This window comes from Tenacibaculum profundicola, assembly GCF_057220795.1.
On the sequence record NZ_CM170137.1, the window covers coordinates 1 to 11,929 of the forward strand.

Consider the following 11,929-nt stretch of genomic DNA (forward strand, 5'->3'; position numbering starts at 1 on the left):
ATGACTAAAACGGCTGATTCAGTTTGGATGGAATGCCTGTCTTTTATTCGAGACAACATAAAGCCACAGGCGTATAAGACTTGGTTTGAACCAATTAAACCAATAAAGTTATCAGGGGATGCTCTAACAATTCAGGTGCCAAGTAAGTTTTTTTACGAATGGTTGGAAGAACATTATATTAAATTATTGAGAGTTGCTTTAGTGAGACAGTTGGGTAATGAAGCGAAGTTGGTTTATGATGTTCGTATGGAAAATACTTACAGCAGTAATAATCCGCAAACTGTAAAAATACCAAGCTCTAATAGGAATCCTTTAAAACCACAAAAAGTCACAGTTCCTTTGGAATCTAAAAGAGAGTTGAAAAACCCTTTTGTAATTCCAGGTCTGCAAAAAGTTAAAATAGAATCACAATTAAATCCCAATTATAATTTCGTGAATTTTGTTGAGGGTGATTCAAATCGCTTGGCAAGATCCGCTGGAATGGCTGTGGCTAATAAACCAGGAGGAACTTCTTTTAATCCGTTATTAATATATGGAGGTGTTGGTTTAGGTAAAACGCATTTGGCACATGCAATAGGAGTTGAGATTAAAGATAAATATCCAGATAAAACAGTATTATACATTTCATCAGAAAAATTCACACAACAGTTTATTGACTCTGTGAAATCAAATACAAGAAATGACTTTATTCACTTTTATCAAATGATTGATGTATTGATAATAGATGATGTTCAGTTTTTATCTGGTAAAGCAGGAACGCAAGATGTATTTTTTCATATTTTTAATCACTTACATCAGAACGGGAAGCAAGTTATTTTAACTTCGGATAAGGCTCCTGTTGATATGCAAGATATAGAGCAGCGATTACTGTCACGTTTTAAATGGGGCTTGTCAGCGGAATTGCAGTCACCAGATTATGAAACGCGAATTTCAATTCTTCAGAATAAACTGTATAGAGATGGAGTTGAAATGCCTGAAGAGATCGTTGAGTATATTGCAAAAAATATAAAATCTAATGTAAGAGAGTTAGAAGGCGTGATTATATCAATGATTGCTCAAGCTTCTTTCAATAGAAAAGAATTTACCATTGAACTAGCGAAGCAAATTGTTGATAAGTTCGTAAAGAATACCAAGAAAGAATTATCTATTGATTATATCCAAAAGGTTGTTTCAAAGTATTTTGACATGGATGTAGCTACTTTACAATCAAAAACTAGAAAACGTCATATTGTGCAAGCACGTCAGCTAGCGATGTATTTTGCGAAGCGTATGACTAAATCGTCATTAGCAAGTATAGGTAGTCAAATAGGGCAGAGAGATCACGCTACTGTACTACATGCTTGTAAAACAGTTGATAACTTGACTGAAACGGATAAGCAGTTTAAGAAATATGTTGATGATTTAACGAAAAAGTTAACATTGTAAAATAGTAAGAATTATGAAGATACTTATGGTTTGTTTGGGGAATATTTGCAGATCTCCGTTAGCCGAAGGTATTTTGAAGTCTAAAGTTTCTTCTGATCTTGTGCAAGTAGATTCCGCTGGCACAGCCGGATACCATAAAGGAGAGTTGCCGGATAGAAGATCTATTGAGATCGCCAAAAAATACGGTATAGATATTACAGATCAGCGTTCTAGAAAATTTCTTACCACTGATTTTATTTCTTACGATTTGATTTATGCTATGGATGAAAGTAACTATGATACGATCGTTACTCTTTCCAGAAATCAAGAAGAGGCTAGTAAGGTTAAAATGATATTAAAGGAGTTGAGCCCAGACGAAAACCTGAATGTACCTGATCCTTATTATGGTGGTACGCTAGGTTTCGAAAATGTTTTTAAAATGCTTAATGAAGCTTGTGACGTGATTGCTTCAAAAATAAATAGCGATGAAAGGTAAACTATACTTAATACCCACAACTTTAGGAGATACGGAACCTTTAGAGGTAATGCCAATATCGGTAAAGAAGGTATTGGAACGATTGAATTGTTTTATTGTTGAAAATGAAAAGTCGGCGAGAAGATTCATTAAGAAAATAAACCCTACAAAAGCACAAGGATCTTTAGAGTTAATGCTGTTAGACAAGTACTCTGATGTATTGGAAATAAGAAATTATTTGGATGCTTGTGATGAAGGTATTTCTATTGGGTTACTTTCAGAAGCAGGAGTTCCTGCTGTAGCAGATCCTGGTGCGAATATTGTAAAATTAGCACACGAAAAGGGAATTCAAGTTGTTCCATTGGTAGGGCCTTCTTCAATACTATTAGCTATAATGGCGTCGGGAATGAACGGGCAGAATTTTGCTTTTAACGGATACTTACCTATCGATAAATCGGAAAGAAAAAGATCTATAAAGACTTTAGAAAAATTATCTAAAGATAAAGACCAATCACAAATCTTTATCGAAACTCCTTACAGAAATGATAAAATGTTAGGTGATTTATGCGCAGCGCTATCTCCAGAAACACGAGTTTGCGTAGCCTGTGATATTACGCTACCTACTGAATATATAAAAACATTGACAGTTAATGAGTGGAAACAAGTAAAAATCGACTTACATAAACGACCAACAATTTTTATTGTGCATAGGTAAATCGATTTTTGAGTTTAATGTTTTAACTTATACAATTGGAGATTTATCAGGTGTTATGTATGAGACATCATAGCTTGCAAATTTTCTAAAATACTCTTCAATTGATGTGCCGAAGGCATCATTAAATGTATGTTTACCTCCCGAACGTAAGAATTTTTTCACGTTTCCTGCACCGCTTAAATGAGCAGCAGCTAGAATTCCGGATTCAGTAATTTTAATTCCATTAATGTTCTTTCCGATACTTCTCTTAATATCTTTTCGTAAAATCCACTTATTAACTCTACAAAGAGCAATAAAAGTTCTTTCTTGTAGTTCAGGATTCCTTAGAAACATTTGAGTATTGTATATTTTAAATCTTTTTAAAGTAGACTTACCGAATTGGTATTTTCCTAGATACCCAAGTTTGTTCACAACCGTATATCTTCCTTGTGATTCTTTAAAAGCAAGTGCTTCACGAAATCCAATGAAATCTTTCTTTAGAAATGGAAAATTAAAATCTTTTGTATAGTTTTCCTCAAAATGAGGTTTTAGTGTTAGTGTTTCTTTCAACGGTGGATGTGTCGTAAAGCTTGTTAATATGACGCATCCAAAAATTAGATATACTAAATATTTGATAATTAATTACTTTCTGTTTAGCGGGGGCAAAGATATAACAAAAAACACAAATTATTAATAGTCAATTATTTGTATGTATTTAACCTGTGATTTTTTATTAGTGTAAAGTGTTTTTTATTGTGAATTATTCATTTTAAAGTTGAAAAAAATGTGTAAAGTTTAATTTTTTAGTTTTTTAACTAGAATAATTTTTTTTTAAAAATCATCTATTTATACCTTTAAGGCTAATCCAACGATGGTATTTTGCAGAGTTCCTATTGTGTTGCGCTAACGTACGTGCAAACTCGTGGTATCCTATGTTATCAACACTAGCACACATGTAAAAATAATTATGCTTTTTATAATTCAATACGGCATCTATAGCTGAAATATCTGGCATAGCAATGAGGGTAGGAGGCAAGCCTGTATTCTTATATGTATTATATGCAGACTCTATATTTAGGTCTTTATTAAGAACTCTTTTTATAACGAAATCCTGTCCATTTTTTTCTTTTATACAATATATAATGGTTGGATCTGCTTGTAAAGGCCAGGTGCTTTTTAAACGATTCAAATATAAACCTGCAACAATTGGGCGCTCACTTTTTTTAGAGGTCTCTTTTTGTACAATAGACGCTAATGTAATTATTTCTTGTTTAGATAGTTTTAATTTACTGGCTTTTTCTAATCGAGAGGTATTCCAAAAACGTTGGTATTCTCGTAACATTTTATTGCGGAATTTTTCTGCGGAGGTATTCCAATATAATTCATAACTATTAGGGATATACATGCCTAATGCTGATTTTTTGTTAAACTCATTTTCAGTTAAAAAATTACTGTCTAACATGGTGTTGAGCAATGATATAGAATCAGCTTCAATCTGTTTTGATATTCTTCCAGCTAATTTCTCCAGGGTGTCTTGATTGTTAAATGAAACTTTTACAGGAGATTGATTACCGCTTCTTAACACATTAACCAAGTCATTCAAGCTCATACCTTTTTTTATAAGGTATTTACCTCCTTTGGGTTTTGTAAATCTCTTTTTCTCAGCAAGCCAACTAAAGTCTTTTGGTTCTTTTATAAAGCCAGAAAGTTCGTTTTTTACATCTGCTAAAGAGTAAGCAGTATAAATATATATGGCGCCGTCTTTTATCACAGCTTTACCAAATATTTTTTGATAATAGTTACCTCCTACAACAGCTATTATAAGTAGTATAATAGCAATACTTCTGTATAAATTTTTTCTATTCATTGATTAATTGAAATAAAACTTCGTCTTTGAATTTTCCTTGTGTAAAAATCCAATCCTTTTTAACACCTACCTTGAAAAATTTTTTTCTTTCGAACAAATTTAAACTATTTAAATTATCAGAAGTAATATTTGCATACAATTGATGAAATTGTAAATGTGTAAAACTAAAATCAATCAATAAGTCTAAGGCTTCTGAGGCTAAGCCGTTCTGTTGATATTCAGGTTGTATAAGAATTCCTACCCCAGCTCTTTTATGTGCTGGGTTAAAATCGAAGAGATCTACCATACCAATCGGTTGTTTAGTAACATTTAATTCAATAACCAAGCGCAGCTGTTTGGCTTCATAAATGTCTAAATGCGAATTTTCTAAATATTGTTTCAATAAATACTTAGAAAAGGGGGTTTGTGTATGACTTACTTCCCAAAATGTCTCGTTATTTTCAATGCTGTAAAGAAAAGACAGATCTTCTGGTTCTAACGAACGTAAATTTATATTGACTCCTTTTAGTGTATTCATTAAATAGTAATTACACCTTTGAAAACTAAACGCGCTTCTCCAGTTAAATGAATATTTGAGTAAACGCCATTTTCTTCATGAAAAGAAACATTTAACTCACCACCTTGCACTTGAAAATTGATGTCGTTACTATCTGTTTTATGTGTTTTATGCATGCCAATAGCAACTGCTGTAACACCAGTGCCGCAAGCTAAGGTTTCATTTTCAACACCACGCTCATAGGTTCTAACTTTAAAGCTGGTATTATTAATTTGCTCAACAAAATTGACATTGCTTCCGTCTTGTCCATAAATAGAGTTTCTAATATTTTTACCGTGGGTAAACACGTCGTAAGTATCTATATTGTTTACCAATTGAACATGATGTGGCGATCCGGTATCTGTAAATATATAATCTTGATGAAGATCGATTCTATCCACATCAATCATCTGTAAGGATACAGCGTGATTTTTAATCGAAGCGTGGTGCAAGCCATCAACGGCAGCAAAAGTAGTTTGACTTTTGAATAAACCAAGTTTATGAGCAAAAGCAGTGATGCATCTACCACCGTTTCCACACATTGAGCTTTCATTACCATTAGCATTGAAATAAATCATTTTGAAATCGGTCAATTCATCATTCTCTAATAAAATTAAACCATCAGCACCAATACCAAAATTTCTATGACATAAAAACGAAATGATGTCAGTGTTTTCTTTTGGAAAGGTTTTTGCTCTGTTATCAATCATAACAAAATCATTACCCGTTCCTTGATATTTATAAAAAGTTATGTCCATACTAACGCAAAGGTACAAATTTCTGTAGGTAATGGGGTTTGTTAAATAGCGGTTAAAAATAGTTAAAAGCTAGTTAAACGGATTTTGTGAAAATGTTAAAATCGTATATTTGATTAATTAAATTTTGTAAATGATTATGAGAAAATTTTTTGGAGTTTTAGGTATTGCGTTTATAGGTGGCGCAGTGGCGCTTTCAGGTTATAAGATGTTGTTTGAAAAATCTCAGATGACTTTTCAGAAGCAATCACAGCCTGTTTTACAAACGGTAAAAGCGAATTATATTTCACCAGTAGTGAATTCATCATCTGCTCCTACTGATTTTACAGAAGCAGCAGAAAATACTGTTCATGCAGTAGTACACGTTAAAAATACAGCGGTTAGAACACAACAAGACCCGATGAGTTTCTTCTTTGGAGGAGGTGGTGCTAGAAAATATGAACAAGTAGGAACAGGGAGTGGTGTTATTATCTCTCCTGATGGTTATATTATCACGAATAACCATGTGATAGAGGGGGCATCTGAAATAGAGGTTACCCTTAACAACCGTAAAAAGCACAAAGCAACTTTAATCGGAACAGATAAAGAACGTGATATTGCTTTGTTAAAAATAGAAACAGCTACAGACTTACCGAATATACCGTTTGGAAATTCTGATAATGTCAAAGTAGGTGAGTGGGTGCTAGCAGTAGGGAATCCTTACAATTTAACTTCAACGGTTACAGCGGGTATTGTGAGTGCCAAAGGAAGAGATTTAGAAGGAAATAGAAATATTGACTCTTTCATACAAACGGACGCTGCTGTGAATCCAGGGAACAGTGGAGGAGCTCTTGTAAATACAAGAGGTGAGTTGATTGGTATTAATACAGCAATTAGTTCAAGAACAGGGTCGTTTATTGGGTATTCTTTTGCAGTGCCTTCTAATATTGCGAAGAAAATTATAGATGATCTTTTAGAGTTTGGTACGGTGCAGGAAGCTATTCTCGGTATTGGTATTGATCAGAGTGCTAAAGATATTGAAGGTGTAAAGATTGGATCCATAAATGAGGATAGTAATGCCAATAAAGCTGGGTTAAAAGAAGGAGATATTATAACCAAGGTTAACGATGTTAAGATTAGTAAGTTTTCTGACTTAAAAGGACAACTAACAGCTAAGCGACCTGGTGAATATGTAAATGTAACAGTGAATAGAGAAGGAGAAAATTTCATTAAGTCAGTGAAACTTAGTAAAAAAAGTACATTTACATCATATGGTTTTGGAGTTCAATTCAAGGATTTAACTGAAAAAGAAAGAAAGAAACTAAAGATTAAGGGAGGTGCAAAAATAGTAAACACCACTAATCCTGGATTCAGGTATTACGATGTTGGTGCTGGTTATATCATCACTAAAATTAATGGTAAGGAGGTAGTTAATGCCAAGGAAGCAGTAGAGATTTTAGATGAGTATACAGGAAATAAACATATATACATCGAAATACTCAGTCCGTCAGGAAAAATCGAAAGGTATAGGTTTTAATAAATAAAATGAGTCTAATTCATAAAAATCTCGTCAAAATATTGACGAGATTTTTTATGTGTAAAATCTGTTACGAAATCGTTTGAAATACGTACTTTTGCACAAATTTTTTAAATTTAGTTAACACACAACTATGTCAACAATAACAAATTACGAAAAAGAGGTAGTAAATCAGGCTCAAGTAAGAAGGGCTACTGTTGAATTTATCAATATTGTTAATGATTTATGGTACGATAAATCTATTGAATTGGTTTTATTTAGAAATCCATTAGTAGATAAAAGAGCTAGTGAGGTTTTAAATTTGATAAACTACGCTAAAGAATTCGTAGCAAAACCAATATCTATACAAGATGCGTTGGAAATTGCGAAGGCAATTCAATCGATAGATTTACCGGCGTCTAAATTAGATATAGGAAAATTAGCCTATGAATACCATTTACTAGAAAATGATAACTTAAGTAAAGTTGATTTTGTAGAACATCAACTAAAAGATGCTACTGAAGCTGCAGATATTGAACCAAAAGATGTAGTTTTATATGGTTTCGGACGTATTGGTCGTTTATTAGCTAGAGAGTTAAGCAGTAAAATGGGTAAAGGATCTCAATTACGATTAAGAGCTGTGGTAACTCGTGGTAAAATTGATGCGTCTGTTTTAGAAAAAAGAGCGTCATTATTGAGTATCGATTCAGTTCATGGAGATTTCTTGGGAACCGTTCAAGTTGATGTAGAAAATAAAGCACTAATAATCAATGGGACTACTGTGTATATGATTTCAGCAGCACAACCAGAAGATATTGATTATACACAATATGGTATTAATAATGCCTTAATTATTGATAATACAGGTGCTTTTAGAGATAAAGAAGCTTTAAACCGTCATCTAATACCGAATGGAGCGAGTAAAGTATTGTTAACTGCACCAGGAAAAGGAATACCAAACATTGTACATGGGGTTAACCATTTAGAGAATAATCCTGACAATATCGATATATTCTCAGCAGCTTCTTGCACTACCAATGCTATTACACCAGTTTTAAAAGTATTGGAAGATAATTTTGGAATAAACAAAGGGCATTTAGAAACAATTCATGCATATACCAATGATCAGAATTTGGTTGATAATATGCATAAAAAATATCGTAGAGGTAGAGCAGCTGCCTTAAACATGGTAATTACAGAAACAGGAGCAGGTAAGGCGGTAGCGAAAGCATTGCCGGCTTTAGAAGGTAAATTGACTTCTAGTGCTATTCGTGTACCTGTGCCTAACGGATCATTAGCAATTTTAAATCTACAGTTAAACTCTAATGCAACGGTAGAGTCTGTTAATGCAATAATGAAACAATATGCTTTAGAAGGTGATTTAGTAGAACAAATCCAGTATTCATTAAATAATGAATTGGTTTCTTCTGATATCGTTGGAACTACTGCACCCTCTATTTTTGACAGTAAAGCTACCATTGCAGATGGAAATACCATTGTAATTTATGTATGGTATGATAATGAGTATGGATACTCTCATCAAGTAATGCGTTTAGCTAAACATATAGCTAAAGTGCGTCGTTATACATACTATTAACAGAATAGTATTTTAGTAGTAAAAAAACCGAAACTTTAAAAAGTTTCGGTTTTTTTGTTGCACTTGGATTTATTGTTGATAGAATTAATCAACGGAGTTCTATTTTAAACCCGAATTATGTAGTAGAACGTTATCATGGTAGATGGTATAAGAACAATAAATGCAAGTGCTTTCTCAATTATAGTATAGTAACGCTATGGTTAAATTTAAAGGTATAACGAAGTGGTTGATTTTATTGTTTCATCATGTTGCATAATTCGGGTTAAACTATGTATTAATTTTGAGACAATATTGAAGGGGGTAAGATTGAACTGTATGATTGAAACACAGAAAAATGAGTGGTTCTGGTTTTATAAAAATAGAAAATTTAATAATTAGCATCTAGCAAACTTTTCCTTAAATTAGCTTCGAGAATATTGGGTTTTCTTTAGTCTTAAAGAGTACGTCCAATTGCCTAGAATATATTAAACAACCTTAAATGAATATCAGTACATTACCCTATTATCAGCTACCTGAGATCCCGAAAGAGTATACAGTAGGCACTGTTGGAAGTAGGATGGTCGATGGCTTAGGTTTTCGATATTATTGGGCAACAGAAGAATTAAGAAGTAGAGATTTTAAATACAAACCAACGAATGAATCCTGGAGCATTATCGAAATACTGGAACATATATGCGCGCTGACAAAAGTGACCTTAGCAATAGTAGAAGGTAAAACGATAAGGTATAAAGAAAGGGAATTGTTCCCATTTCTAGAATGGCGTAAAGTAACGTTGGAAAACATAAAAAAAACGAGCGATATTTTAAAAAAAACCAAGGATTTATCGGAGTTTACCACAAAGTTGATAAGAAATGATGATCAAATCAGTACGTATCCATTTTGGAATCAGGTTAATGGGGCTATCGCAGATGCACTTTGGCACTTAGGCCAAGTGGTTTCTCTTCGTCGTTCTGCAGGTAATCCGTTACCCAAAGGCGTTCATTTTTTTACAGGTACCATTGAAAAAGTAGAATAACAGCATATATTTATCGATTAAAAACATGATCATTAAAGAAAGAATAGAGCAATTAAGAAAAGAGTTGAGACAACATAATTATGACTACTACGTCATTGATAATGCAACCATTTCTGATTACGAATTTGACTTAAAACTTAAAGAACTTGAAAAATTAGAAGAAGAGCATCCAGCGTTTTTTGATTCCAATTCTCCAACGCAAAGAGTAGGCGGGGATGTTACTAAGAACTTTGAAACGATTGTTCATAAAAACAGAATGTATTCTTTAGATAACTCCTATTCTAAAGAAGACTTATTAGATTGGGAAAAACGGGTTCAAAAAAATTTAGGTATAGATGATATTGAGTATACCTGTGAGCTGAAATATGATGGAGCTTCGATTAATTTGACCTATCAGAATGGAGAGTTTTTGAGAGCTGTTACAAGGGGAGATGGGTTTCAAGGAGATGATGTAACCACTAATATACGAACGATAAAGTCGATTCCATTGGTGCCTCATGGCGAATTTGTTTCTAATTTTGAAATGAGAGGAGAAATCATTTTACCTCTTGATGGGTTTAATAAAATGAATGAAGAACGATTAGAAAATGGAGAAGAAGCCTATAAAAATCCTCGAAACACGGCGAGTGGAAGTTTAAAATTACAAGATAGTGCTGAAGTTGCAAAACGACCTTTAGATTGCCTATTGTATCAAGTGGTTACAAACGAAAGAAGATATGAAACCCATTTTGAGAGTCTCAAAGCAGCGAGGAAAGTTGGGTTTAAAGTTCCGAATACAATGGTTTTAGCAAAGTCTATTGATGAAGTACTTGATTTTATAAATATGTGGGATGTAAAACGTTTTGAATTACCCTATGAGACGGACGGTGTCGTTATAAAGGTAAATAATTTACAACAACAGGAAGAACTAGGTTTCACTTCGAAATCACCACGTTGGGCTATCGCTTATAAATTTAAAGCAGAACAAGTTTCTACGGTACTTAATGAAATTACTTACCAAGTTGGCCGAACTGGAGCTATTACCCCTGTGGCTAATTTAGAACCTGTCCACTTGGCGGGTACTGTTGTGAAAAGGGCTTCTTTGCACAATGCAGATCAAATTGAGAAATTAGATATTCGGTTAGGAGATACTGTTTTTGTGGAAAAAGGAGGGGAAATAATTCCTAAAATAATTAAAGTTGATACAACAAAACGACTAGTAGATTCCCAACCAACAAAATATGCGATTAAATGCCCTGAATGTAATACTGAATTGGTTAGAACAGCGGGTGATGCAAAACATTATTGTCCGAATGAATTTGGTTGTCCACCGCAAATAACAGGAAGAATTCAGCATTTTATTAGTAGAAAGGCAATGGATATTGAAGGATTAGGTGGAGAGACTGTAGATTTGTTGCGTAAAGAAGGATTCATAAAAAATTATGCAGATTTATACGAACTAAAGAAAGAGGAGGTTATTCCATTAGAACGAATGGCAGAGAAATCTGCTCAGAATATGATTGATGGAATTGCAAAATCGAAGGAGATTCCTTTTGAAAAAGTGCTATTTGCTCTTGGAATTCGATTCGTTGGTGAGACTGTAGCTAAGAAACTAGCGAAATATTTTAAATCAATTGATAATTTGATGAATGCTGATTTTGAAACGTTGATAGCCGTGGATGAAATTGGCGATAGAATAGCGCAAAGTATTATCGATTTCTCAACAGATAAAGGAAATATTGATCTAATTAACCGATTAAAATCATATGGCTTACAATTAGCAGTTTCGGCAGAAAGTTTAGAAAATCAAACGGATAAATTATCAGGTAATACGTTTGTGGTTTCTGGAGTTTTCCATCAAATGAGTAGAAATGAATTGAAGAAATCCATTGAAGATAACGGAGGAAAAGTAAGTAGTTCAATATCTAAAAAGACATCGTACGTTATAGCAGGGGACAATATGGGACCGAGTAAATTGACAAAAGCAGAAGGACTAGGAATACCTATTATTTCTGAAAAAGATTTTATAGAAATGATATCTTGATTTTCTTTATAGAATACACTGAATGTAGGTTTGAGATATTGTATAAAAAAATAGTTCAAAACACGTTGT

General features: G+C 33.3%; 11 protein-coding genes. 7 read left to right on the forward strand and 4 right to left on the reverse strand.

Annotated features, from left to right (window positions below):
- From dnaA to AC2TDS_RS00015, 3 genes are read left to right on the forward strand one after another with little or no spacing between them, the layout of a single operon-like run.
- Entirely contained in the window at window positions 1–1,425 is a 1,425-nt protein-coding gene (gene dnaA, locus AC2TDS_RS00005) for a chromosomal replication initiator protein DnaA (RefSeq protein ID WP_484737080.1), read from the forward strand.
- 13 nt (window positions 1,426–1,438) lie between these two features.
- Window positions 1,439–1,900, forward strand: a complete 462-nt coding sequence (locus tag AC2TDS_RS00010) for a low molecular weight protein-tyrosine-phosphatase (protein ID WP_484737081.1) — start codon at window positions 1,439–1,441, stop codon at window positions 1,898–1,900.
- Window positions 1,890–2,594 carry an SAM-dependent methyltransferase gene (locus tag AC2TDS_RS00015; protein WP_484737082.1) on the forward strand — a complete coding sequence of 235 codons (705 nt, stop codon included), beginning with the start codon at window positions 1,890–1,892 and terminating at the stop codon, window positions 2,592–2,594. Before AC2TDS_RS00010 ends, AC2TDS_RS00015 begins: the two co-directional genes overlap by 11 nt.
- Before the next feature lie 27 nt (window positions 2,595–2,621).
- Here AC2TDS_RS00015 and AC2TDS_RS00020 read toward each other — a convergent pair whose 3' ends face one another.
- The 4 genes from AC2TDS_RS00020 to dapF form a co-directional block, all read right to left on the reverse strand.
- On the reverse strand, window positions 2,622–3,143 hold the full coding sequence (locus tag AC2TDS_RS00020) for a peptidoglycan-binding protein LysM (protein WP_484737083.1): 522 nt from the start codon (window positions 3,141–3,143) through the stop codon (window positions 2,622–2,624).
- A 268-nt stretch (window positions 3,144–3,411) separates the two neighbouring features.
- Window positions 3,412–4,440, reverse strand: coding sequence for an endolytic transglycosylase MltG (gene mltG / locus AC2TDS_RS00025; RefSeq protein ID WP_484737084.1), 1,029 nt, complete (start codon window positions 4,438–4,440; stop codon window positions 3,412–3,414).
- A complete protein-coding gene (locus AC2TDS_RS00030; protein WP_484737085.1) occupies window positions 4,433–4,957 on the reverse strand; it encodes a GNAT family N-acetyltransferase in 525 nt (174 codons plus the stop codon). Before AC2TDS_RS00030 ends, mltG begins: the two co-directional genes overlap by 8 nt.
- Window positions 4,957–5,733: a diaminopimelate epimerase gene (gene dapF, locus AC2TDS_RS00035; protein ID WP_484737086.1), complete on the reverse strand. Its 777-nt coding sequence runs from the start codon at window positions 5,731–5,733 to the stop codon at window positions 4,957–4,959. The genes AC2TDS_RS00030 and dapF overlap by 1 nt, the downstream gene beginning before the upstream one ends.
- Before the next feature lie 136 nt (window positions 5,734–5,869).
- Here dapF and AC2TDS_RS00040 point away from each other — a divergent pair, with 136 nt between their 5' ends.
- The 4 genes from AC2TDS_RS00040 to ligA all read left to right on the forward strand — a co-directional run bounded on the left by AC2TDS_RS00040 (window position 5,870) and on the right by ligA (window position 11,860).
- Window positions 5,870–7,246 carry a trypsin-like peptidase domain-containing protein gene (locus AC2TDS_RS00040; RefSeq protein ID WP_484737087.1) on the forward strand — a complete coding sequence of 459 codons (1,377 nt, stop codon included), beginning with the start codon at window positions 5,870–5,872 and terminating at the stop codon, window positions 7,244–7,246.
- Window positions 7,247–7,379: 133 nt separating this feature from the next.
- Complete coding sequence (locus tag AC2TDS_RS00045; protein WP_484737088.1) at window positions 7,380–8,822, forward strand: glyceraldehyde-3-phosphate dehydrogenase; 1,443 nt, start codon at window positions 7,380–7,382, stop codon at window positions 8,820–8,822.
- A 478-nt stretch (window positions 8,823–9,300) separates the two neighbouring features.
- Complete coding sequence (locus tag AC2TDS_RS00050) at window positions 9,301–9,837, forward strand: DinB family protein (RefSeq protein WP_484737089.1); 537 nt, start codon at window positions 9,301–9,303, stop codon at window positions 9,835–9,837.
- A 25-nt stretch (window positions 9,838–9,862) separates the two neighbouring features.
- Window positions 9,863–11,860 (forward strand): NAD-dependent DNA ligase LigA, encoded by a 1,998-nt coding sequence (ligA, locus tag AC2TDS_RS00055; protein WP_484737090.1) that lies wholly within the window; start codon window positions 9,863–9,865, stop codon window positions 11,858–11,860.
- Window positions 11,861–11,929 lie beyond the last annotated feature (69 nt).